Here is a 23,912-nt window from a genome sequence, read left to right as displayed (position 1 = left end):
GGCGAGAGAGGAGACGTCGTGATCTCACCGCTGCTGTTTGCCAACTACCTAATGTATGGCTTGGCGTTCTTTGCCATTGGTGTGGCGATCCTATTTCGAGATCTGAGCCAGAGCCGATTGGCCATCGCCAAAGCGCTGCCCATGTTGGCGATGTTTGGTTTGCTGCATGGCCTCCACGAATGGTCTGAACTTTATCTGATGTTGTTTGGTGACTCCCTAGCATTAGGAGTAGACGTTGCTACGCTCACCACCACCAAGCTGTGGCTGTCATTTCTGTTTCTACTGGGGTTTGGCTGGCGGATGATCCCGTTAACGGGATGGCGGCATCAACAATGGTTGAAACGGCTCATCGGCTTGGTGCTGATGCTTTTTACCTTTGATTTGATTGTGCGTGGCATGAACGTTGATTGGGCAAAGTTCATCGCTGATACCTCGAGTCAGGTACGTTGGCTATTTGGTTTGGGCGGAGCTTTGCTCTCGGGGTTGGCGGTTATCGCTTATAGTCATCAGCTTAATACTCATGAGCCTCAGGTAGCGACCTTATTCCAATGGCTGGGCTGTGGATTGATCGCTTATGGGCTCAGCACCAGTGTACTAACACCTGAGATGGGGATCTGGGTGTTACTGGTGCGAATTTTGTTGGCTTGTGTGGTGCTGGTAACGCTGTGGCGGGCATTGTCGGTATTTGAAGCGGAACGTCAGCGCCGCATTGAAGTGGCGCTGACTCATTCATTACAGGACGACAAGCTGAGAGAGATGGGGCAATTGGCCGCGGCCATTGCACACCAAGTTCGCACGCCTCTGAGTAGTGCGCTCATCAGTACCTACCTCGTGGAACGCCAGCTAAATGGCTCGGAAGCGGGCACTCGTGCTTTGAACCAGATCCGCAGTAGCATTGAGCGAGCTGATCATATCAGTCAGGGCATTCTAAATTACGCCCAACTTCGCCGACCGCAACGACAAATGCTGGAGTTAACCGCGCTCATTCGCTCCACCCTAGAGGTGATGACGCACCGATTGGTGGGCATTGAGTTAACTCTGCAGCTGCCTGAGCCTTTGCTGCTGGAGGCCGATGAGCTGTTGCTGCAGCAAGTGCTGAGCAATCTGATTGAGAACGCCATTGAAGCCATGGCAGCAGTGGGCGAGCCCAAATTGGGAATTCGACTTGAAGATATCGGTTCCCGTGTTCGCTTGACGGTGACCGACAATGGAACCGGTATGGAGGCGGAAAAGCTGTGCCGCGCGACCGAGCCGTTCTTTACCACGAAAGCTCAGGGCACGGGGTTGGGGTTGGCGCTGTCCCATCAGATCATCAAACAGCATCATGGCCACCTGTCCCTAGCCAATATGGATGGTGGATTTCAGGTGGAGCTGATTTTACCTAAGGAGACATCATGAAGACGTTAACGCTGCTATTGGCCGAGGATGATGCGCCACTTAGAGAGGTGCTAAAAGAAGCTTTGCAGTTGGAGGGGTTCGAGGTTAATGCCGTAGCCAGTGCCGAGGCGGCGCTGGATTTGGCTGAGCAGCATGAGTATGACTTAGCGCTGTTTGATGTGGTGATGGACGGCATGAGCGGTACCGATGCCATTGCCATGTTGCGCCGTTTACAGCCCCACATTGGCGTGGTGCTAACCACCGCTTTTGCCACCGTGGATGGCGCCGTTGATGCCATGAAAAAGGGGGCGGATGAATACCTGACTAAGCCGTTTCATCTACCGACTCTGGCGATGACCTTAAAACAAGTTCATGCCAAGCGGACGCCGAAGCTACCAACAGAAGAGCGGGTCAATGATCAGGTGTTTAATGCCATGGCCAATCCGGTTAGGCGAGTGGTGATGCATCAATTGAAACGTCATCACAAATTGAAGTTTATGGATCTGTGCCGTTTAGTGGAGATAGAAGATCACACTAAATTTAATTTTCATCTTCGGCAACTGGTGAAATGCGGGTTGGTGGAAAAGGATGAGCAGAAGTTGTATCTGCTCACCCACAAAGGCCAAGAAGTCTTGGCCCGGATGCTGGTTTAGTTGGTGGCGCTACTGAACCGAGGTGGTGTCAGGGGAGTTATCGGCTTGCTGAATGATCTGGTTGAGCAGTTCCAGATCGATAGGCCCATCGAGGAAGCGCTCGCTGGCGATCTCTCCGATGGCGAACAATACATCGTCCACAAACAGCAGCGGCGTACACTCATCTCTGGTGGTTTTGCCATCCCCCTCATTACGTTGAGTTCGCCAGTGTAATAACTGCACCTGCTTTCCCTGTACAAACTGAGCGTCGTTGAAGTGTGGCTTGCCCATTAACTTGATGGCTTCAGCCTTAGTGGTGCCTAGGGATAAACCACCAATGGTTTGTTGGTTGTACTCTTCACGCTCGCGCCAGTCCATATTTTCATAGGGCACATCCGAGATAACCGGCTCTTCCGGTTCGTAAAAGTTGAGTACTAAAGCGGCAAAGACCAAGTAACTGCCGATGATTAGGCCAATGATCTTAATGATATTTGTTGGGGGCTTACGACGTTCTGACATGGTGTGTTCCTTGCTCGAATTGTCGATAGTTTACCCTTGAGTTGAGAAGGATAACAATGGGATGTTATTCCATTGTTACGATTTTTCTTGTGATGGCAAATCAGCGTGAGTTACGCTTTGTGTTGGTGCTCAATCAGCTCTGCTTGAGGGCCTTCATAAACTTAGCAAAGTGGCTGCGCAGCGGCTTAAACAGTTCATGTTTGCCATGTCGCATCATAATGCCGCCAAACAGCTTGACGCCGATGGCGAAGGTGGTGGCTTCATTGGCGTCGTCGAATATCGGTTTCTGCTGGATCTGGCTGGCGATCATCGCAATGTCTTCATGACTGTCGAATTCAGCGGATACTGAGGCCAGTTCGGTGTTGTCGAGCGGTTCAATGGTGACGCGATAACGATGGTTTTTCATGACAGGGTTCCTCGTTTGATGTTGGTTGACCGGGTCAACTATATAGCTCGATGGTTGATGTGGTCAACCATTTTGATATCATTGTTCTATTGAAAGCTGGAAAGAGAACATGCCAATGCTGGTGAATCGTAAGGCATATCAGTTAGCTAAGGCCGCGAGAGATTTAGGAGAAAAACAGCTTAAGCTACAGGGCATCGAGCTACCTTTTCCATTGTTATCGCTGTTGCAACAGGTTGAGTTGATGGAGTCCTGCACGGCTCAGAAGCTGGCCAAACAGTTGGGGCGGGATAAGGCTTTATTGAGTCGAATGGTGTCAAAGCTGGAGCGGCAGGGGTATGTCACTCGTGCGGCCTCCGAGGCGGACAAACGCGCCATTATTATCACGCTTACTGAGCAAGGCGCAGCAGCGGCGAAGGGGTTTGAGCGAATGGAGCAGGAGCTGCATCGCACCCTAACTGCGGGGCTAACTTCGGAGCAGTTGTCGCAATTTGATGCCTTGATGGACTCGATGCTGGCGAATCTTAATTCGTAACCAATTGAGCCATTACGTAAGGGCGATACCTAGAGTGTCGCCCTTATTCGATTTTACCGCCAGCTACCAAGGCAGTTCGGTGCCGTCGTAGTTGAGGAATTTGCCGCTGTCAGCCAGCGAGCTCTGCTCTAAGACATGGCGCATGCCGCGCACGGAAACCTCAGTGGTGATCAGGGCATTGGGCCCGCCCATGTCGGTTTGTACCCAACCTGGGTGGAAGATGGTCACACAAGTGCCCTTAGGGCTAAGATCGATGGCTAAGCTCTTACCGATGGCATTAATTGCGGATTTCGAGGCACGGTACACGTAGCTGCCGCCACTGCCGTTGTCGGTGATGGAACCCATCTTGGAGGAGAGCAGCGCAATTTTCGCTCCTTGAGCGAGATGAAGCATCAAAGACTGCACCAGCATTAGCGGAGCGGTGACATTCACCGCCATCACCTGCTCGAAGTGCTCGGCTTGATATTCACCCAGAGGCAGACCTTTGGGACCGTAGGCTCCAGCATTGCTGATCAAAAGATCGATTTGACGCCCCGTTAGGTAATCCTGCAATCCAGACAGTTGGGAGTCGTCGGTGATGTCCAGTGCCACCAGCTCCAGCTGATCGATGTGGTCTTGCGCCAGCGCTTGCAGTTCATCCGCCTGTTCCGGCTCGCGGCAGCAGGCGATCACCTGATGGCCTTCATGCAGGTACTGCTTACAAAACTCAAGGCCAATGCCACGATTGGCGCCGGTGATTAGTGTGGTGGTCATGATCCGTGTCCTTTCAGTCGGTATTGGTTTAATCGGGCGTCCAACTTGAGCTCCGTTCGCAGTTTAGCCAGACGATAGCTGGTTTGGGCTTGCGTTTTGCCTGCGCGAAGTTTTTCTCCTAGTTTACCGGGTACCACATCCTCCTCAAACAGCGTTTGTATTGGATGCTCAGACAGCAGTTTTTGGGCGCTTTTGGCGCCAATACCCGTGATGCCTGGGATGCCATTGCCACTGTCTCCGGCCAGCGACCAGAACTCCAGTAACCGCTCAGGTGGCAGATTAAATCTGGAGCTAAAGTAGTCGGCGTCTAACCACAGCTGGTCGAAGTGATTCCACTGCTGAACTTGGTCACTGTGAAGCTGCACAAAGCCTTTGTCGGTAGAGGCGATCACCACGTGAGCTTGATGCGCCACCAGCTTGGTGGTCAGAGTGGCAATGACGTCATCGGCCTCGATGCCATCGCAGGTGAGGGAGTGCACGCCAATCTGATCTAAGCATTGCATCAGCTTGGGCAGCCAAGATGCTAAATCCTCCGGCATGGGAGAGCGATGGGCTTTGTAGTCAGGGTAGATCTGTTGACGCCAGTGATGGCTGTCCTTGCCATCCCATACCAAGATGGCGTGGGTCACTTGATGGTGGCGAACCATCTTTTGACACGCCCCTTGAGTTCGTTCATACAGTGCATTGGCGTCCCCATCTGGTACGGCGGCATAGATACGGCGAACCAGATTGAGGGCGTCGATGAGTAGAACTTTATTGGGCATTGCGTATCTCGTAGCAGGGAGTGTAGGTACCTTCGAGTTTCATTCTACCCTGCTTCACAAAGGCCGCGAGTAATTTATCCATCTTTTTCATGATCTTGTCATCGCCATACAGTTGGAACGGCCCATATTTTTTGATGTGTGCCACCCCTTCGGCTTTGACGTTACCAGCCACAATACCGGAGAACGCCCGGCGTAGATCCGCAGCCAGTAGCGCTCGATTGGTTTGGGGATAAAGGTGCAGTGAAGCCATGGATTGATGATCTGGGTTAAAGGGCAGTTGGAACTCTGGCTCGATATGCAGTGACCAGTTGTAGGCGTAAGCGTCCCCTGCGTCTCGGCGAGACTGGCGAACATGCTCCATCTGCTCCCTTAGGTACTTGGCCACCTGCTCAGGGTCATCAATGATGATCTTATAGAGGCTGGTGGCTTCCTCGCCCAGGGTACTTCGGATAAAACGATCGATCTCCTTGAAGTAGTTTTCGCTCTCTTTGGGGCCGGTTAACACCAATGGAATGGCTTGTTCATCATTGAGCTGGTTCAGCTTGATTCCCAGTAGATACAGCAGCTCCTCCATGGTGCCGACGCCACCGGGGAAGATGATAATGCCGTGGCCAAGGCGTACAAACGCCTCCAACCGCTTTTCGATGTCAGGGAGGATGATCAGCTCATTGACGATCTGATTCGGTGGTTCGGCGGCGATGATGGAGGGCTCGGTCAAGCCGACGAAGCGGCCGTTCTTGATGCGCTGCTTGGCGTGGGCGATGGCGGCCCCCTTCATCGGCCCTTCCATGGCTCCAGGGCCACAACCGGTGCAGATGTTGAGTTCACGAAGCCCTAACTGGTAGCCCACCTCGCGAGTGTATTGGTATTCCTCACGATTGATGCTGTGGCCACCCCAGCAGACAATCATATTAGGCTGAGACAGCACCGGCAGAGCCTTGGCATTGCGCAGGGTTTCAAACACCGCGTTGGTGAGGTGGCTGGAGTTGGTCAGGTTTATTTGCCTTGAGCTTCCCAGTTTATCGCCGATGTAGAGAATGTCTCTGAGCACCGCAAATAGGTGTTCTTGAATGCCGCGAATGATCTCGCCATCCACAAAGGCTTGAGGCGGTGGGTTGGTGAGCTCGAGTTTGATGCCCCGTGCTCGCCGCAGAATACGGATGCGGAAGTCGCTAAAGCGTTCGAATAGGGCGGCACTGTCGTCGGTGTGCGCGCCGGATGCCAGTACGGCAAGGGCACAGCTTCTAAATAACTGGTGCAGCTCTGATACGGCGCTCTCTTGCAAGCGCTCCACTTCGATTTGAGACAGTTGGACCAAACTGCCTCTAGGGCTTATCTGTACCTGCATAGGCCCACCTCCTTGGTTTTTCTTATAAATTGATTCTCTAACTATCTAATTAAAATGGCATAAAACGAAAAACGGCCACCCATTAAGGGTAGCCGTTTGAGAAATTATTGCTGCTCATTAAAGCATCAGTTGTCCATTTCAACCTTATCTCGGCCTTGGCGTTTGGCACGGTACAGAGCGGCATCTGCACGTTCGAAGGTCTCTTGGATGGTTTCTTTCCCAGCCACTTTGGCGGCACCGATGGAGACAGAGATCGACAAGCGTTCATCTTTAAACTTAAAGGGAATCGCTTTGATGCGTTCACGGATGCGGTTGAGCACCTGCAGCACCTGTTCTTTGTCCATACCCGGTAGCAACACCACAAACTCTTCGCCACCGTAGCGGGCCACAAACTCCTCTTTACGAAGCGAGTTTTTCAGCGCCATTGATACCACCTGCAGCGTTTTGTCGCCGGTGGAGTGGCCAAAGTTGTCGTTGATGCTCTTGAACCGGTCGATGTCCACCACGGTTACCCACAGTTCGTGGCCGTAGCGTTTATATTGACGGTAGGCGCGTTTAAGCTGCTCATCCAGAGCGGCGCGATTTGGCAGCTGGGTCAGTGGATCCACCTGATTGATGCGCTGCTGCTCCAGTAATTTGTCTTTGTAGACCGCGGCTTCGTTGGCCAATGAGTTGAGCTCGGCCTGCATCTTCTGCATGCTTTGCTTCATGGCCGCAAACTCTTGCTGCTCGCGAGATTCACGTTTGCTTATTTGGTGGCGAATGAACGCCATCTCATTGACAACCATCTCTCTAAGGTCATCAACATCATCGTGTTCCTGCGCTTTTTCACCGACTTTGCTGACGTGGGCGTTGAGCTGGTGCATGAATTGGCGGTTGGATTTGAAGCCATTGTTGGTGGTTTGCCAACTGTTGCGGATCGATTGTCCCACCACATTCAGTGAATCACTCAACTCGGCCAGAAATTGCTGTGAGGCACTTTTCTCTTTGGCCATTTCGCCAACCAAGATGGTCAAGATCTGATTGTAGGCATCCAGCAGTTGATCCACTTGCACATCGCCACTGAGAATGGCTTTGATAGCGGCAATCTCTTCACGATATTTAGATGGAAACTCAACCTCTTCCAGAAGCTGAGACAACTCATGGGCCAGTTGGCGATGCTTTGGTGTGGTGGTGATGCGATCTTCTTTGGCGAGGCGCTCTTGCAGCAGCTCTTCATAGTACTTAAGCAGCCGCTCTACTCGAGGCAGAATCTCCCAAATGGTGTGGATCGGCTTTTGGATGTCTTGCTGGTAGTACTTCAGTTCTCGGCGGAACTGATCTGGAATGCCACTTAAGCTTGAAAGCTGACGGGCAAGTTGCTGTAGAGAAAGCTGATTATGCTCCAACTCGCGCTGGTTGTTTTGGTACTGGGACTGCAGGGCTCGGGTGAGATCCTGCATCTCAGGCAGAACCTCATCTAAGGAACCGTGATCCGCCAACTGATGGCGAATTTTTGCGAGACGATTGTCGAGTTCAAGGTTTTGGCCTTTACAGCACAGACTCAAGCGCATAGCAAACTGGACTATGCCTTGTTGGTGTTTGGCGTGAAGATCTTCAATCTCTTGCTTGTCTTTGCGCACTTTATCCAATTTTTTCTGCATATGCTCCAGCTGAGACTTAGCGTCTGTGACCATATTCATCGTGAGTTGGCTACCTATACCTGCGAAGACCTTAAGTACTGCGTTATCGTTTTCTTTTTATAACGGCCATTTTGGTATCGTAACGGCTCTGTTTATAAGTTCAAGATGGGCGAGCTTGATAATTGATTTTTTTAATTATCAAACCATTAGCGTTTCTAAATGAATGAACTTGATAAGGAAGATAACACCGGGCTAATCGCGCTATTGTGAAGGATAATTTTGTAAATTGGTAATTTGACATACGAATTGTTTGCACTGTGCCCGATAAATTTTTTTCGAGAATATCGTGGTAAAGGCGGAGGTGATTGTTTTTTTTGAGAAATTATTCGAATGTTTTGCAGGAATAGTGCCCACAGGGTTGCGGCGAAAGCGCACGTTTGTGGATGCAACAAAGTTTGAAATCCGTCAAGAAAACCGTATTGTTGTCGCAGATTTATTCGAATGATTATTACTTAGAGGCAATGGATGCAGACGTGGATGAAATTAACGGCGGTGGCCGCCAGTTGTTGGAGCGCTTTGGTTTGGGGGCAGGTCGAATACCACATTAATATTGACCAACCTCAGCACCACCTTGCTCAAGTCGAGGCCAAATTCCCTCAAGTCTCGACGGACACGTTTGAGTTTCACCTGCCGAACTGGCGCACCGGACGCTACCTGCTTTTACCTCTAGCCGATGGCGTTCGCTCAATGAGCGTAGTAGACAGTAATGGTGAGCCTCTAGAGTGGAAAAAGACAGCCCGTGGCAGTTGGTTGGTACAAGTTGATAAGCCAACACAGGTGACGGTTCGTTATCAACTTCATGCCGATCAGTTAGGAGACCGTTCTCGCCATATTGATGATAGCCACGCTTTCCTCGATGCCTCTGGGGTGTTTGTCTACAACCCTGAGTTTCGTGATCAACCCCTTGAGGTTTCTTTAACGGTTCCTGAAAGCTGGCGCAGTGTGGCTGGTATGGACAGTCCTAAGGCGCATCATTTTACCGCACCGAATTACGATGTCTTGATCGACAGCCCGATTGAGACCGGTGAGCATCAGAGCTTTGAATTTACCGTTGATGGTAAGGACTATGAGCTGCTGTTTTGGGGCCAAGGTAACTACGATGTCGAGCAGACTCTAGAAGATCTTAAAAAACTGGTGGCTCAAGGCCCTGGGATCTGGGGTGGTTATCCATACGACCGTTATGTGTTTATGATTCATGCCACCAGTGGCGCTCGTGGTGCAACCGAGCACCTAAACTCCACGGTGATTCAACGTACTCGAGACAGCTTTGCCGAGCGCAAAGATTACATCTCCTTTATGTCGACGGCGTCCCATGAGTACATTCATACGTGGAACGTAAAAGCCTACCGGCCTCAGGCGATGGCGCCCTATGACTATCAGCAGGAGAACTACTCTCGACTGCTGTGGTTGGCGGAAGGGTCAACCAGTTACCTGCAAAATCAACTGCTTTTGACCGCAGGGGTGATCACCATTGATGAGTTCCTTGCTGATGTTGCCAAGCGTATTGAGCGCAGTGAAGCAACGCCGGGCAGAGAGATTCAGAGTGTTGCCGATGCCAGTTTCGATAATTGGATCGCCACCGGTGGTGATTACGCCCGCAACCACAGCGTCAACATCTATAACGAGGGGTATCTGGCGTCTTGGTCGCTGGAGATGGCGATCATCGAGCGCACTCAGGCTGAGAAGAACTATAAAGACCTGCATCGATATCTGTACGAGCAACATCGCCTGCCAAAAGGCTATAGTGAGCAGGATGTCAAAGTGGGCTTGAAACGGATCACCGGCGTGGCATTTGATGATTGGTGGCAGCAGGCGATCGATTCTCCTAACAGTTTGGATTTCGACGCCATCTTGGCTCAGGTGGGATTGCAGCGTAAGGCGAGCAGCAAGCCAGCGCGAGTCGATTATGGTTTTGAGCTAAAGGCCGATCAAGGGACAGGGCTATTGACCCACGTGCGTCGAGACGGTCCTGCGTGGCAGGCAGGTCTGACTAAGGGCGATAGAGTTATCGCCATCGATGGTCAGTGGCTAAAGCCTGGTAAGTGGTCCAGTAAATTGAAACAGCTTTCTGCGGATAAGCCAGTGACCTTTAGCTACTTCCGCCGAGATACCCTGATGACCGCCATGGTGCACCCAAGCACCAAGTCAGCAGAGAAACTGAAGCTGGAACCGGTAGCGCAGCCAACTGACGCGCAAAAGGCGGCATTCACCGCATGGGCTGGTATCGATTGGCCTTGGTAGTTGTTGCGCCAGCACACATAAAAAGAGCAGCCTAGTGGCTGCTCTTTTTGATTCTAAGGCGCTGATTTGAAGCTAAGGTTAGACGCTTGGGTCTTCCTGACCACCTAGGGCGGCAAACAGGTCGGGCAGGAAGCCGGTAAGTTCACCGCACATTAGGGCAAAGTCTGCATCCAAGCGAGCTGCGAGCTCCTCTTTGTCAAATTCGTTGTTCTGATCGCGAATCTCTTCGCTGAACTTGAGGCGTTTTATCGACAGGTCGCTGTCTAGAACCAGTGACAATACGTCACGATACTCCAGAGCAATCTTAGTGACTTCCAGACCTTGTTCGATGTGGGCGGTGACTTCGCTGCTGCTGAGCTCCATCTGCTTCATGGTGATGCTACCGCCGTGATCCAGCGGGCTTTTCAGGGTTGCTTCGTCGAGCATGGTGAAGCCTTCACCCACGTGGTTTTTCGTCACCCACTCGGTCATCACCTCTTCTGGCAAGCGGTTGGTGCTTACTGGTGCGATTGGCAGTGAGCCGATGGCTTTGCGCAGTAGGCTCAGAAGCTCTTCCGCCTTGTTGTGACTGGTGGCTTCCACAATCACGAAGTCCAGAGAAGCCAGTACCAGCGCGCGAGTGCGACTGCGGCGGCTAAACGCACGAGGCAGCAAGGTGTGGATGATCTCCTCCTTGATGCTGTCTTTCTCTTTCTTGGTGACTTTGCGGCCCTGTTCGTCTTCGATAAGGCTCACTTTCTGATCCATCTCTTCACGAACTACGGAAGCGGGAAGGATCTTCTCCTCTTTTTCCATCGCCAGCAGCAAGTTGCCTTGAGCGCTGTGCACCAGGCTTTCTCCTACTTTACCCAGTGGCTTAACAAAACCCTGTTTGCTGATGTCTTGGCTGCCGCAAGGGGTGAACTGAAACCCGTCCAGCTGCTGTTCTAGCTCATCGGCATCCCAAGTGGTGGGTTTGGTAAGACGGTAGATCAATAAATTTTTAAACCACATGGCAAAGTCTCAATTGGCTGGTGTTTGGCAGGCAAGTTTATGGGTAAGGGGTATGGGAGGCAACCATTTGCTTTGTCGGAGCTTTTTTAAGCGGCTGTGAGGCTTCTTCAAAGTGACATCTCTCTGTCGTTTTAGTTAAACATTTTTGCAATAAATCTGTCACTTAGTGGATGCAAACTGCGGCCGTCAAATTAAAAAATCTCCTTAAAAAGGAAACCTGAGAATGAAATTTTGTAAGCCAACTTTGGTCGCGACTCTGATCGCAGCCATGATCCCTGCTGCTGCCTCTGCATCCGAAGCGTTGACCGTTTACGGAAAGCTGAATGTCTCTTTCGATGTCTCTGATGAGGCGGGTGATAGCTCCACTGGCGTTCACTCCAACGCGTCTCGTTTGGGTGTGAAAGGTGCATTTGACCTGAGCTCCTCTCTTGAAGCGTTTTACACCATCGAATATGAAGTAAACACCAGCGATGATGAGAAGGATAACTTCGAAGCTCGTAACCAGTTTGTGGGTTTGCGTGGTGATTTTGGTGCCATCTCTCTGGGACGTAACGACACCATGCTGAAGCAGTCTCAAGGTAAGGTGGATCTGTTCGGTGACCTGCAGGGCGACATTAAGCACCTGTTTAAGGGAGAGAATCGCATGGAGCAAACCGTGACCTACACGACGCCGTCATTCAACGGTTTCAGCTTTGGCGCAACCTATGTGGCTGAGGAGTCTGGTAGCCAAGCCGAAGGCGATGATGGCTTCTCTGTGGCGGCGCTTTATGGTGATAAAAAGCTGAAGAAGTCCCCTATTTTTGCTTCCGTGGCTTACGACACCGATGTTAAAGGCTTTGACAACATTTTGCGTGCCAGCGTGCAGGGTAAAATGGGTGACCTGAAGCTGGGTGCCATGTACCAAGATCAGGAAAAAGCCGGCGCGCAAAGCACCGATGGCTTCATGGTAAGTGCAGCATACCAACTGTCTGCCGTGGTTCTGAAAGGTCAGTACCAAGATATGGATAAAGTGGGCGACTCATTCTCTGTGGGCGCTGACTATAAGCTGGGTAAGCCGACTAAGCTATTTGCCTACTACACCTCTCGCGATGAAGAGGGAGCCAGCTCCTCCGACGATTACTTTGGAATTGGGCTTGAGCACAAATTCTAAGCTTTAGCTTTATCCAACACATCGATCTCTTGTGTATGTCAAAAGCCTTAGCTCTGCTAAGGCTTTTTTCGTGGCCGAGCTATGTTGAGAGGTTAGGTATTCTTGTTAGCACTGCTCGGTGAAGGTCACCACGCTGGGGGCTTCACCGGTGTTGTTGGGGTCGTTGATGTAGCGAACTTGGCACTCAAAGCTGGCGCTTTTTTGGTGCCAATCGTCGCTGAAAAACACGTAAATTCGTCCGAGTGCTCTGGCGCGATCGGAGAAAAACGGTTGAGGAACGTCACCATCGGCGTCGCGAATGGTGTTGCGGTCGATAACGTCAATATCTACCCACGCTTTCAACTGCGCATTGATCTCAGCAAACCCATTTCGAGCCTTGGCATCGGGGTAGCCGTTGTGGATGGCAAGTTCGACACCATTAAAATGTAAGGTGTGGTCACCTTCGAGTTTATCTTCAATGGCGGCCTTAAGATGAACTAAGCCCATACCTTCTCGCATCGAGCCGGCAATGGCGTTCAAAGTGGCAATTTTGCTGTCTTGATTGAGGCGAATAAGCTTGGTGCTGGCGATGGTTGCGAGTGCGGCCAAAAGCAGAACAACAATGACCATTTTAATTAGGGTAAACCCAGTACGACCCATATTTAGCTTCCAGATAACGGTTGGGCTAACTCTAACATGATGATGGCATTGGGGCGACAATTGGGTAGGAAGAACCCGCCTGGCTAGCAGGCGGGGGAAGCGTTTTAGAACATTGGTTTAAAGTCTTCTGGCTCCTTTGCGCTAGGCGCGGGGCTGCCGCCGATGCTTCCACCAATACTGCCGCCACCCAGATGCACGGTGGTTTCGCTGCTTTGCGCTTGTTGACGAGCGCTGGCAAAGCTTCGTTCAATATTCTCAGCTTCAGCAAACATCGCTTTTTCGAGGGCCGTTTCTAATGGGCTGGAGCTGCGTAGTGTGCCTCCTAAGCGATCGGTAACGAAGGCACTCAGGTGGCTAGCCAAGAACCACAGAATGAAGCCGCCTACCCATAGAGTCCACTCCGGCGGACGCATATTGACATTAATAAACGCGACCAAAAACCACGTAATACCAGCGCCAAAAATGATGGCTAACAGATTCATTAACTTAGACCAAACCGACTTAAGGAAACCTTGGTTCATTAGGTCTCGCTTGGCGCGTTTAATCTCGCTTTTACCTAGGTAATGTAAGCGCTCGCTGTCATGAACATAGAAGGCCAGCGGGTGGTAGTAATCTTTGTTTGAGGTGTAGAAAATGGTGATGGCACTACCTTGGGGAATGTTGGCGGTGCCGTCTTTTACTACGCTCACCACTTTGCCATCAGATGTACGTACGTTGACGGTTTCGTACTGTGAGGTGGAGGTTGAGGTGCGACCGTTCTCTGTGGTGGTGGAGGTGCGGGTTTCTACCGAGCCACCTGCATAAAAGCCGGTTTTTGAATGCATCTCGGTGTCGATCTTACGACCCGGCAGATTTTGCTGAAATTTAAATGGCTGCATTGTCGAAATTCCATGTAAAAAAGCGGGGAGAGTTCCCCGCATTAGTTTTAGTCTTGGTGCTCAATTTGATTTTGGCCCGCTTCCAGCGCATTAACGCTTGGTTGAGGCTGAGCACCCGGCATGGCTCGGCTTTGCTCATTTAACTTATGAATTTGGGCTGCCGCTTCAATGTCTGCTTCCGTACCCACATTAGCGATGGTTTGACGGGACTTGAGATAGCCACGCAGATCATCAACGATGGAGGTCAGGTCTTCATCATTGCGGTACATCGACATTAGGTGACGAGGCTGCTCTAGGTTTTTACTGCCCACACCAGCAAAGGTTGAACTGATTGCGCGAGCGGTGATCACCCAAGGGGTCATGGAGGAGCGACAGATAACGTTCTCCGACTGAGTCGAATCGTAGATGCCTTTACCGGTTGAGATGGTGCTCTCGGTGTAGGTGCCCTCACACTTGAAGTAGATCAGCTGCGACTCAAACTGGAACTCACTCCAGAAGGTGTGAGTGAGATTAGTGAGTAATCGACCAAACATGGCAAAGATGCCGATGCCCAGAAGCGCGTTGATAGCCGTTGCGACATCGGTTCCCACTAACCACCAAGTGTCGAAAGCTTCGCCACGGGCAAGAGACGGAATGGCAATAAACCAGCTGATTAGCTTGCCAAGAATTTCATAGTTGGCAAACAGCAGTACCGCGGATGTGAGCATGAACAATTGGCCAACCACAGTGCCAAGAATACGCAATATTTTCGGCAAGCCGGATACTGGCATTGGTTTAACGCGAGGTTGAGTTTCCTGAATGGTTTCGCCGTAGAAGGCGCCTTTACCATTGGACTGCTCTTTTAGCATCGGCTTTAAGCTACGGTAGATGCGGTTTGGCACCTCTTTGTAACGACGGTTAGCCATCACCATAGAGTCTAGGTTGATGAACACTTCACGTGGGTGCACCGATTCTTGCCAGTTTTCACGCAGTTCAGACACTTCCGTGGTTGGGTCTGATTGGCGACAGCGGTTGGAAACCAGCATGGCTAGGGCCACACTAGAGAGGGCGGCAATTATGGCAATGGCCACAATCCATAGGCTGATGCTGACGTTCTCGTGAATCGCTTGAGTGAAACCAACCAAGGCGGCATCGCTTCGACTGAGCGTCTCAACTGGAGCAAATAGATCCAGCACTCTAACTAATGGTGTGTTAACCAGCGCGTAGTTCAGACCAATGGCCGCTGCCGTTGGCAGCGTGACGGCCAGCACTAAGGCTTTGGCTAAACCACCTGCACCTCGGCTTTGGGCTCCCTTCGCTACATTGCGGGCGATGGGGCGGCCGGCTTTAAACCAGATACTGATCAGATATAGCAGGAACAGGGTTGAGATAACTGGGCTTAGAAACGGCTGCACGGCACCTTGAACTAAACCACTGTGAATGACGAAGCTGGCGAGTCCATAAACAATAACGGCAACGGCGGTTTGAGCCAGTGTGTCGGTTAGCTGCTGCGCCATGTTGCGAATTGGATAGGGGACGAAAGTCAGTTTCGGAAATAGGGTATGAATCAGGCGACCGATCAAACCTTGAGGCTCGGTGAAGGTCAGGTTTTTACGACCAACCAGCATCTGTTCCATCTGCCCCGCATCGTAGGCAACGTCATTCAGTTCAGCTTGAGCGCTGTCTGCTTCCGATTTGGCGTGGTTAGGTGCCAAAGACGTTGGCACTGAGCGGCCAACGAAGAAACGCAGAGTTTGCATCAGGCCACTGCCTAGGGTCCACAAACCATTACTTAGTAAGATGAAGCCCGTGAGTGCTGTGATCCAGCCGATGATTTGATTTTCCTGAACGGCCGAGGTGACCGACAGTAAAACGATTAAGCCTAGGGCGGTCGTCAACAGCCCTCGAAGGGCGCGTATAACCCCTTCAAAGCGAAAGGGATTTCGAATCCCTAAGTCTAGGGAACCGTGTTCATATGCCATAAAAGCGTACTCTTCGATTTTTAGTGTCGTTTAACAAATTTTTACCGAATGAAGTCTACTTGGTTTTTTAGGGGCTAAAAAGAAAAAATATTTAAATTTTAGTATTTTAGCTTTATTTAATAATGGATGTTACGCTCGCTTCCAACAATTGATGTGAAGAACCTTCACCTTTGTCGAGCTAAAGCTCTAGCCTTTGCTGTGGATGTGTTATGAGCCAGCTTCGAATTGGTTGAGGCCAATTCAGGTTTCTCGGCTTTTTAGCCATGGGTAATATTCACCTTGACTCAGACTTATAGTCGGTCATATTTCTGTAATACGATTGTCTGATAATGCCCACAATTGTTTCATGGGAGGACAGCAAGGAAATGACTGCCCGCATCTTAATCGTTGAAGATGAGTCTGCCATTCGCGATATGCTGACGTTCGTGTTAGACCAGCATGGCTTTCAGACGGTAAGCGCCGAAGATTTTGAACAGGGAGTTCAAAAGTTGGTAGAACCTTACCCAGATCTAGTGTTGCTTGATTGGATGTTGCCTGGTGGCAGCGGAGTTCAGCTTGCCAAGCAGATCCGAAGTCAGGAGCACACGCGCCAATTGCCGATCATTATGTTGACCGCCAGAGGCGAAGAGGAAGACCGCGTTCGTGGCCTTGAGGTTGGTGCCGATGACTACATCACCAAACCGTTCTCCCCAAAAGAGTTAGTCGCCCGTATTAAAGCGGTACTGCGACGCAGCGCACCCACGCGGTTAGAAGAGGTGATTGAGGTACGCGGCTTGAAACTGGATCCGGTGAGCCACCGAGTTAGTGTCGATGAAAGTTTGCTGGACATGGGGCCGACGGAGTTCCGTTTGTTGCACTTCTTTATGACTCACCCTGAACGGGTATACAGCCGTGAACAACTGCTTGATAACGTATGGGGCACCAACGTCTACGTGGAAGACCGTACCGTAGACGTTCACATCCGTCGTTTGCGCAAAGCGATTCAGCTCAATGGCCACGACAGTCTGATTCAGACCGTTCGCGGAGCGGGCTATCGTTTTTCGACTAAGATTTAATTGCCAATAGATCAGAAACATGGCCCACTGTTCTCCATGCTAGGAGCAGTGGGTTTTTAGGGTCTGTTTACCTTTAGTGATGAAATTTAGGTCTTGAATAACGGCTTTTAATTAAGGAAAACGGTTGAAGGCATAGTGGTTCTACGTCGAAATCGTTTGACGCAGAGTAGAAGCCGTTAGTCAGACCCCGAAGGGCGCCCCAAAACTCTTTATTTACCATTTAAGTCATACAGTCGGTTAAATTCAAAGCGAGAGAAATCAATGTGTGGCGCTAAAATGAGCACAAAAGGTCAATAGACCCCTTAGTAGGGCTTTATGTTTGAAGAATACTCCGGATACCGACAAGCCGTCCGCCTAAGCCTATGGTTCGCCGTATGGCTCAGCCTTGGATTGCTGTTTCAGCAAGTGTTGTTGTTGCTGTTGATTGGTGCCCTGATTTTATTAGGGTATCACTATCGGCATCTTTCCCGTTTGGCTCACTGGCTGTGGAAGGATCGGCGTCTAACGCCCCCCCATGGCAGTGGCAGTTGGGAACCTATCTTTAATGGCATATACCGCCTACAAGGAAAAAACCGCCGTCGTCGCTCCCAGTTGGCGCGACTGTTGTCTCGCTTTAGAGAGGGAGCCGAAGCCCTTCCTGATGCCGCAGTGGTATTAGGCCCTGAAGGGGAGATCGCCTGGTGCAACAAGTTGGCGGAGCTGCATTTGGGCATTCACTGGCCCAAAGATTCCGGGCAACGAATCGATAACCTGATTCGCCTGCCTAAGTTTTCCAAATACCTCCATAGCAAGTGCTATGACGATCCCATTGAGATCACCTCCTCGGCGTCTTCCTCTTGGCTGTTGGAAGTGCGGATCATGGCTTATGGTGACAATCAAAAGCTCTTGTTGGCCCGGGACGTCACTCGCCTACGGCAACTGGAGCAGATGCGCCGCGACTTCGTGGCCAACGTCTCCCATGAACTCAAAACCCCACTGACGGTACTGCAAGGCTATCTGGAGATGATGGCGATGATGCCCAACATCGACGGTAAGCAGGTGCAGGCGATGTCGGATCAAACTGAGCGAATGAAGAGCTTGGTTGAGCAGTTGCTGACGTTGTCAAAAATAGAGGTGGGCACCCAGGTAGACCCCTCCATGCGAGTTGGCATGTCTGGGCTGCTATTGCAGCTTAAAGAGGAGGCGTCGGCGTTGTCTGATGGCCGTCATAACATCACCTTTGAGGTGGATGAGGAGCTGGACATTGGCGGTGATGAACTGCAGATCCGCAGTGCCTGTGCCAACTTGATTCAAAACGCCATCCATTACTCTCCTCAAGGCTCAAGCATTCGAGTGCGCTGGTTTAAGTACGGCGATGTGGCTCGATTTGAGGTGGACGACAGTGGTGACGGCATCGCCCTTGAACACATTCCGCGCTTGACTGAGCGCTTCTATCGGGTGGACCGAGCCCGCTCTCGTCAAACTGGCGGTAGCGGTCTGGGATTGGCAATCGTGAAACACGCCTTGAGTCACCATAACAGTGAGCTTGAGATCCACAGTAAGCTTGGCGAGGGCAGCACCTTTGGGTTCTCCATTCCCGCCAATCTGATCGCCAGCTCTAAGCGTGAGCGTGCTTAATTACCTGAAGTTGTCATCTATGGGTCACGTCATCGTCACATAAGTGTCATCTAACGGGTCAATACTGAGCCTGTCTTTTGAAACCTGATTGCAAAAATTAACGGAGTAATCCAAATGAAAATCAAACAACTGGCCAGCGCATTAGGATTTGCTGCAGCGACCATGTTTGCCTCTGCAACTTCTGCAGCCATCGATCCCGCTCTGAACGACTACAACAAAACCAGCGGCGTTTCCGGTAACTTCTCCTCTGTTGGTTCAGACACCTTGGCCAACATGATGACTCTGTGGGCAGAAGAGTTTAAGCGTCTGTACCCTAACGTAAACCCACAGATTCAAGCGGCAGGTTCCTCAACTGCGCCACCAGCACTGACTGAAGGCACCTCTCAGTTCGGCCCAATGAGCCGTCAGATGAAGCCAAACGAAGTGGAAGAGTTTGAAAAGCGTTACGGCTACAAGCCAACTCCAATTCGAGTTGCCATTGACGCCTTGGCGGTATTTGTACACAAAGATAACCCAATCGAAGGGCTGACCATCAAGCAAGTTGACGGCATCTTCTCCTCCACTCGTAAGTGTGGTGGCAGTGACGTAAACCGCTGGGGTGACCTAGGTCTGACTGGTAGCTGGACTGGCAAAGACGTGCAGCTATATGGTCGTAACTCAGTATCCGGCACCTACGGTTACTTTAAGAAGAAAGCGCTGTGTAAGGGTGACTTCAAATCCAGCGTAAACGAGCAGCCAGGTTCCGCTTCTGTGGTTCAGTCGGTATCTACCAGCTTGAACGCCATCGGTTACTCTGGCATCGGTTACAAGACTGCAGGGGTGAAAGCGGTTCCTCTGTCTAAGAAGGGCGGTAAGTTTGTTGCTGCAACTACCGACAACGCTGCGAACGGCAGCTACCCACTGAGCCGTTACCTGTACGTTTACGTGAACAAGCATCCGAACAAGCCACTGGATCCTATGACTCGTGAGTTCGTTCGCTTTGTTCTGTCCAAGCAAGGTCAAACCATCGTTGAGAAAGACGGCTACGTATCTGTACCTAGCGTTGTGGTTGCTAAGGACATGAAGAAGCTGGGCATCAAGCTGTAAGCCTTGCTTTATAACAGCCAATAGTAAAAAGCTGCCCTAGGGCAGCTTTTTTGGTTTATATAAGCCTGTGTATTCTTCGATATATATTTGATTTAGCGCCAGTTCAATTGCCAACCTAAGCTACTTAGGTGCTGCTTCTCTAGCTCCAGATCCGCTTGCAGCAAGTCATTATCTTCAAGCCCTTCAGAAAACTGCAGCATCAGGTTCTGCTCTTCAACCTTAAGTTGGGGCAGGGCGATGCGATGACGACGGCCCAGGTGCAGCAAGATTGCCAACCGAAGTGAGATGATCAGTTTCATCAGGTGACCATCGTCGATGGTTTGCAGCCCTGGCAGCTCGAAGCCGCTAAGTTTCTTACGCTGCCAACGCACCAAGAAAGCCAGCAATTGCTGCTCATCAAGGTTGAAGCCTGGCAAGTTGATGTTGCTAAGGATGTACTCTCCGTGCTTGTGGATGCCGCGATAGTTGATGTGCAGGCCAATCTCATGCAGCGCCGAGGCAAACTCCAACCATACCCGGTGTTTTTTCTTGCCACCCAGTTGTTGATGCAGCCATTGGGCGCTTTGGGTGATTAGGGCGCTGTGTTGACGATCCAACTGATAGCGCTTTTGCAGCGAATCGATGGTGCGCTGGCGAATGTCTTGATGCAGCGCCATGTCTGCCAACTCGCTTAGCACGCCTTCTCTTAGGGCCGATTCGCTGAACTGCATCTGCTCAATTTCCAGTTGGCGGAAACAGGCAATCAAAATGGCAAGGCCGGATGGCAGCACTTTACGGCGCAGCTCTGCCAGTTGCTCGAAGGGCAGCTCATCGGTGTGCTGATGCTCCACCAGCTTGGTGGCCAGCGCTTCTAAGTGTTTTAGCTTAAGTGGCTTGGATAGATCACCGTCGTGCACCAATAACGTGATGGCCTTTATGGTGCCGGAGCAGCCGATACAGGCATCAAAACCGAAGCGAAGGTAGCGTTGCTGCAGCAGTTCTAGCTGTTGCTCTGCGGCCAAAATCGCTTTCTTCATCCGCTTTTCACTGATTTTTCCATCGGAGAAAAAGCGCGACTGGTAGCTGACGCAGCCCATGGATAGGCTTTCCAGCGCCTGAGCTTGGTGGCCTTGACCGATAACCAGCTCGGTGCTGCCGCCGCCGATGTCGATCACCAAACTTGGATGCTGCACCACCTGATTTTGGCTGACGCCGGTGTAGATAAGGCGCGCTTCCTCTCGGCCGGAGATGATCTCGATGGGCAGCTGCAAAATCTCTCGAGCTTGGCGAATAAACTGATTGCGATTGGGGGCATGGCGCAGAGCGTAGGTGCCAACCACACGGATGGTCTCAAACTGCATCTGATCCAGACGCTGTTTAAATTGGCGCAGGCACTCTAAGCCGCGGGCCATCGACTCAGGGTCGAGATTGCCGGCGTCGTCGCTGTTCTCAGCCAACTGCACCCGCTGTTTCATGCGATGCATCGGTTGAATGTTGTTGTCTAAAACTCGGGCGATGCCCAAGTGGAAGCTGTTGGAGCCTAAATCGATGGCCGCAATGATGCGGCCACTGTTTGGAGCTAATTGTTTTTCCATTGTGCAGCCGAATTTCGAGGGAGCGTTCGCTCATGCTCAAATAGATAATCATAGATGGCTATCTGTGAGCGGATCTTTTTGCGATTGCCCCGTTTTACATAACGGTTCTTCTGTTCCCGATCGATTACTCGGGCTTTGGTGGTGTCTCTGAATTGAATATCGAGGATATCCAAAATCCGTTGTTTCAGATCGACATCGTAGATGGGGCAGCCCACTTCGATGCGTTTGTCGATGTTGCGGGTCATCCAATCGGCGCTGGAGAGGTAGACCTTAGGGTCGCCCTCGTTATGAAACACCATGATGCGTGGGTGCTCTAAGAAGCGGTCGACAACCGAGATCACCTCAATGTTGTCAGATATCCCTGGCACTCCCGGCAGCAGCGAACACATGCCACGGATGATCATCTTCACTTTGACGCCGTTACGGGAGGCATCGTAAAGCCGTTTGATCAGACCGTTATCGACTAGATTGTTGATTTTAAGCGTAATTCCCGCCGGTTTGCCCATCAATTTGTTCTGAATTTCGCGGTCGATAAGGCTGTAGAGTTTACGCCTAGCGTCATTGGGGGAGACCACCAGATGCTGGAATTTAAACTTCTTGTAGCTGTGCTCGATGAACTCAAACACATTGGCCACTTCGTTGCAGATCTCCTCATGACAGGTAAATAGGGCAAAGTCGGTGTAGATCTTGGCGGTTTTCTCATGGAAGTTACCGGTGCCGATGTGGGCGTATTGACGAATTTTGCCCTCCTCCAAGCGCTTGATCAGAATCAGCTTGGAGTGGATCTTAAGGGTTGGAATGCCAAAGTTGATGCGCACCCCATGTTCGGTCAAGAACTTGGCCCATTCGATGTTGGCCTCCTCGTCGAAGCGCGCTTGCAGTTCCACCACCACCGACACGTCTTTGCCATTTTTCACCGCTTCGATCAGCGAGTGCACAATCTGTGAGTGTTTGGCGACCCGATAGATGTTGATCTTGATGGAGCGTACTGCGGGGTCAAACGCCGCCTGCCTGAGCATTTCGGTGACGTGGTTGAAGGTGTGATAGGGGTAATACAGCAGCACATCTTTGGCCCGAATCGCCTCAAAGCTGTTGGTGTACTGAGTAAACTGGCGACTGCGTAGCGGTGCCACCTTGGGGTGTTCCAGATAGGCCCGTCCTGGATTGGGGAAGCCGATGAAGTCGCGGAAACAGTGATAGCGACCGCCGGGGATCATCGAATCGTAGCTGCCGATGCCCATCTTTTCTCTGAGCATCTCCAGCATGTGGTTGGGCATGTCTCTGTCGTAGACGAAGCTCACCGGCTCGGCGGTCAGTCGCTGTTTGAGCGCCGAGGACATCTTCTCCATCAGGCTCATCTCAATCTCGTCGGAGAGATCGAACTCCGCATCTCGGGTCAGCTTAATGGAGAAGCACTCCACCGAGTCGAACTCGAAGAAACCGGTAAACAGCTCCTCTAAGCAGTGGCGAATGATGTTGTCCAGCAGGATGATGGTTTTGCGCTTCTTGCTGCCTTGGGCGGGCAGTTGAATGAATCTGGGGATCTGTGCCGTGGGCACTTCCAGCAAGCAATAGGTGGTTTCTGGCCCTTTGCGAATGCCGGCTACCAGATAGGTGTTGCCGTCGTTAAGGTGGCGCACAAGATCCGTATGCTCATCCACAATCAGCGGCACGATGTGGCGACGAATGCGCTCGCGAAAGTGGCGTTTGAGCCAGTCACCTTGAGCCTCGGTCAACTGTTTTTCATTAACGAGGAAGATGTTGCGCCGCGCTAAATCGTGAATCAGCTGCAGGTAGATCTCATCGAACTTAGTCTGCAGTTGTAAAACTTTCTCGTTGATGGCAGCCAGCAGGGCACGGGCGCGTTCGCCACCGCCTTTGGATTCGTCAATCAAAATGCGGCGACGCACATCGGCCACTCGCACGCGGAAGAACTCATCCTGATTGTTGGAGTAGATTCCAAGAAAGCGAACCCGCTCAATCACGGGTACTTTGGGGTCGCCAGCTTCTTGCAGCACCCGTTCGTTAAAGGAGAGCCAGCTGAGCTCCTTTTCCAGGTAGGGGAAATGAGTTTGCGCAGACATCGAAAGAGTCCTTCTTATTGGAGTTGCGCATCATTGTCTGTCAGAAAAATGTCACAAATATGAAACTATCTGAATTTCCTGATTTTTTCTGACTATTCAACGATTCGTTGATACTCCACCATTAAATCGTCACCTAAGGCGAACAACCCTTGTTCGATTAGATCCAATTGTTGCTCGTTATCGGCGGTTAGCAAAACATTAAGGCGGAACAGTGGCAGACCGGTGTGGTTGGCCACGTCCAGGTCGCTGTCGAGTTGATCGATGTTGGCTCGTTGGCTGTTGATCACCTGGGTGACGGCGGCCACGATGCCTGGGCGATCGTTACCCACAATCTCAACCAAGAATTGATGCTGGGAGGCGGCTTTCGGTTTCACCTGTTGCAGCTCAATAGCGAGGCCAGTAAGGGTGGTAAGATCCTGTTTTAACGAGGTAACATTCTCTTTTGGCAGGCTTAATTCAATAATCCCTGCATAACGGTCGCCGATACGTCGTAGGTTGGCATCCAGCCAGTTGGCGCTGTTTTGCTTAAGGATATTAGCAAGGTGTTCGGTGATGCCTGGGGAGTCTTCACCGACCACACTGAGAATCCACTTTTCCATTTATGCTCCTAAAACGAATAAT

The 23,912-nt window shown here is 51.2% G+C and carries 21 protein-coding genes; 8 read left to right on the top strand and 13 right to left on the bottom strand.

Annotated features, from left to right (window positions below; translation table 11 throughout):
• Positions 1-18: 18 nt before the first annotated feature.
• A complete protein-coding gene (locus FCL42_RS05945; protein ID WP_136862478.1) occupies positions 19-1,398 on the top strand; it encodes a sensor histidine kinase in 1,380 nt (459 codons plus the stop codon).
• Positions 1,395-2,030, top strand: coding sequence for a response regulator (locus FCL42_RS05940; protein WP_136862477.1), 636 nt, complete (start codon positions 1,395-1,397; stop codon positions 2,028-2,030). Before FCL42_RS05945 ends, FCL42_RS05940 begins: the two co-directional genes overlap by 4 nt.
• 9 nt (positions 2,031-2,039) lie before the next feature.
• Here FCL42_RS05940 and FCL42_RS05935 read toward each other — a convergent pair whose 3' ends face one another.
• Together FCL42_RS05935 and FCL42_RS05930 are read right to left on the bottom strand one after the other, a co-directional pair.
• Positions 2,040-2,528, bottom strand: a complete 489-nt coding sequence (locus tag FCL42_RS05935; protein ID WP_136862476.1) for a DUF3192 domain-containing protein — start codon at positions 2,526-2,528, stop codon at positions 2,040-2,042.
• Positions 2,529-2,661: 133 nt separating this feature from the next.
• Positions 2,662-2,934: a DUF3861 domain-containing protein gene (locus tag FCL42_RS05930; RefSeq protein WP_136862475.1), complete on the bottom strand. Its 273-nt coding sequence runs from the start codon at positions 2,932-2,934 to the stop codon at positions 2,662-2,664.
• A gap of 115 nt (positions 2,935-3,049) precedes the next feature.
• On the opposite strand from FCL42_RS05930, the gene FCL42_RS05925 reads away from it, so the two are divergent.
• Complete coding sequence (locus tag FCL42_RS05925) at positions 3,050-3,466, top strand: MarR family winged helix-turn-helix transcriptional regulator (RefSeq protein WP_169308303.1); 417 nt, start codon at positions 3,050-3,052, stop codon at positions 3,464-3,466.
• A 63-nt stretch (positions 3,467-3,529) separates the two neighbouring features.
• On the opposite strand, the gene FCL42_RS05920 is transcribed toward FCL42_RS05925, so the two are convergent.
• From FCL42_RS05920 to FCL42_RS05905, 4 genes are all read right to left on the bottom strand, one after another.
• On the bottom strand, positions 3,530-4,219 hold the full coding sequence (locus FCL42_RS05920; RefSeq protein ID WP_136862473.1) for an SDR family oxidoreductase: 690 nt from the start codon (positions 4,217-4,219) through the stop codon (positions 3,530-3,532).
• Positions 4,216-4,983 carry a flap endonuclease Xni gene (xni, locus tag FCL42_RS05915; RefSeq protein ID WP_136862472.1) on the bottom strand — a complete coding sequence of 256 codons (768 nt, stop codon included), beginning with the start codon at positions 4,981-4,983 and terminating at the stop codon, positions 4,216-4,218. The genes FCL42_RS05920 and xni overlap by 4 nt, the downstream gene beginning before the upstream one ends.
• Positions 4,973-6,331: a nucleotide 5'-monophosphate nucleosidase PpnN gene (gene ppnN, locus FCL42_RS05910; protein WP_136862471.1), complete on the bottom strand. Its 1,359-nt coding sequence runs from the start codon at positions 6,329-6,331 to the stop codon at positions 4,973-4,975. Before ppnN ends, xni begins: the two co-directional genes overlap by 11 nt.
• A 125-nt stretch (positions 6,332-6,456) precedes the next feature.
• A complete protein-coding gene (locus tag FCL42_RS05905) occupies positions 6,457-8,013 on the bottom strand; it encodes a GGDEF domain-containing protein (RefSeq protein WP_136862470.1) in 1,557 nt (518 codons plus the stop codon).
• A 465-nt stretch (positions 8,014-8,478) separates the two neighbouring features.
• Here FCL42_RS05905 and FCL42_RS05900 point away from each other — a divergent pair, with 465 nt between their 5' ends.
• Positions 8,479-10,254 carry a M61 family metallopeptidase gene (locus FCL42_RS05900; protein WP_229359789.1) on the top strand — a complete coding sequence of 592 codons (1,776 nt, stop codon included), beginning with the start codon at positions 8,479-8,481 and terminating at the stop codon, positions 10,252-10,254.
• A gap of 78 nt (positions 10,255-10,332) precedes the next feature.
• Here the strand turns inward: FCL42_RS05900 and rdgC are convergent, their stop codons facing one another.
• Complete coding sequence (gene rdgC / locus FCL42_RS05895; RefSeq protein WP_136862469.1) at positions 10,333-11,247, bottom strand: recombination-associated protein RdgC; 915 nt, start codon at positions 11,245-11,247, stop codon at positions 10,333-10,335.
• A 223-nt stretch (positions 11,248-11,470) separates the two neighbouring features.
• Here rdgC and FCL42_RS05890 point away from each other — a divergent pair, with 223 nt between their 5' ends.
• The gene (locus tag FCL42_RS05890) at positions 11,471-12,397 is read left to right on the top strand and encodes a porin (RefSeq protein ID WP_407644364.1); all 927 of its coding nucleotides are present in this window, start codon (positions 11,471-11,473) and stop codon (positions 12,395-12,397) included.
• Positions 12,398-12,502: 105 nt separating this feature from the next.
• Here the strand turns inward: FCL42_RS05890 and FCL42_RS05885 are convergent, their stop codons facing one another.
• The 3 genes from FCL42_RS05885 to FCL42_RS05875 form a co-directional block, all read right to left on the bottom strand.
• Complete coding sequence (locus FCL42_RS05885; protein WP_136862467.1) at positions 12,503-13,036, bottom strand: type IV pilin; 534 nt, start codon at positions 13,034-13,036, stop codon at positions 12,503-12,505.
• A gap of 104 nt (positions 13,037-13,140) precedes the next feature.
• The gene (locus FCL42_RS05880; protein ID WP_136862466.1) at positions 13,141-13,914 is read right to left on the bottom strand and encodes an HXXEE domain-containing protein; all 774 of its coding nucleotides are present in this window, start codon (positions 13,912-13,914) and stop codon (positions 13,141-13,143) included.
• Between the two features lie 47 nt (positions 13,915-13,961).
• Positions 13,962-15,875: a hypothetical protein gene (locus FCL42_RS05875; protein ID WP_136862465.1), complete on the bottom strand. Its 1,914-nt coding sequence runs from the start codon at positions 15,873-15,875 to the stop codon at positions 13,962-13,964.
• 365 nt (positions 15,876-16,240) lie between these two features.
• Here FCL42_RS05875 and phoB point away from each other — a divergent pair, with 365 nt between their 5' ends.
• From phoB to FCL42_RS05860, 3 genes are all read left to right on the top strand, one after another.
• The gene (phoB, locus tag FCL42_RS05870) at positions 16,241-16,930 is read left to right on the top strand and encodes a phosphate regulon transcriptional regulator PhoB (protein WP_136862464.1); all 690 of its coding nucleotides are present in this window, start codon (positions 16,241-16,243) and stop codon (positions 16,928-16,930) included.
• A 315-nt stretch (positions 16,931-17,245) separates the two neighbouring features.
• Positions 17,246-18,547 (top strand): phosphate regulon sensor histidine kinase PhoR, encoded by a 1,302-nt coding sequence (gene phoR, locus FCL42_RS05865; protein WP_136862463.1) that lies wholly within the window; start codon positions 17,246-17,248, stop codon positions 18,545-18,547.
• Positions 18,548-18,661: 114 nt separating this feature from the next.
• On the top strand, positions 18,662-19,633 hold the full coding sequence (locus tag FCL42_RS05860; protein WP_136862462.1) for a PstS family phosphate ABC transporter substrate-binding protein: 972 nt from the start codon (positions 18,662-18,664) through the stop codon (positions 19,631-19,633).
• Positions 19,634-19,725: 92 nt separating this feature from the next.
• Here the strand turns inward: FCL42_RS05860 and FCL42_RS05855 are convergent, their stop codons facing one another.
• From FCL42_RS05855 to FCL42_RS05845, 3 genes are all read right to left on the bottom strand, one after another.
• Positions 19,726-21,207, bottom strand: a complete 1,482-nt coding sequence (locus FCL42_RS05855; RefSeq protein WP_136862461.1) for a Ppx/GppA phosphatase family protein — start codon at positions 21,205-21,207, stop codon at positions 19,726-19,728.
• Entirely contained in the window at positions 21,192-23,291 is a 2,100-nt protein-coding gene (gene ppk1 / locus FCL42_RS05850; protein WP_136862460.1) for a polyphosphate kinase 1, read from the bottom strand. The genes FCL42_RS05855 and ppk1 overlap by 16 nt, the downstream gene beginning before the upstream one ends.
• Before the next feature lie 92 nt (positions 23,292-23,383).
• Positions 23,384-23,890: a glycine cleavage system protein R gene (locus tag FCL42_RS05845; RefSeq protein WP_136862459.1), complete on the bottom strand. Its 507-nt coding sequence runs from the start codon at positions 23,888-23,890 to the stop codon at positions 23,384-23,386.
• Between the last annotated feature and the right edge of the window lie 22 nt (positions 23,891-23,912).

This window comes from Ferrimonas aestuarii, assembly GCF_005116665.1.
Classification (GTDB): Bacteria; Pseudomonadota; Gammaproteobacteria; order Enterobacterales; family Shewanellaceae; genus Ferrimonas; species Ferrimonas aestuarii.
This window is presented reverse-complemented; position numbering and strand designations above follow the sequence as displayed.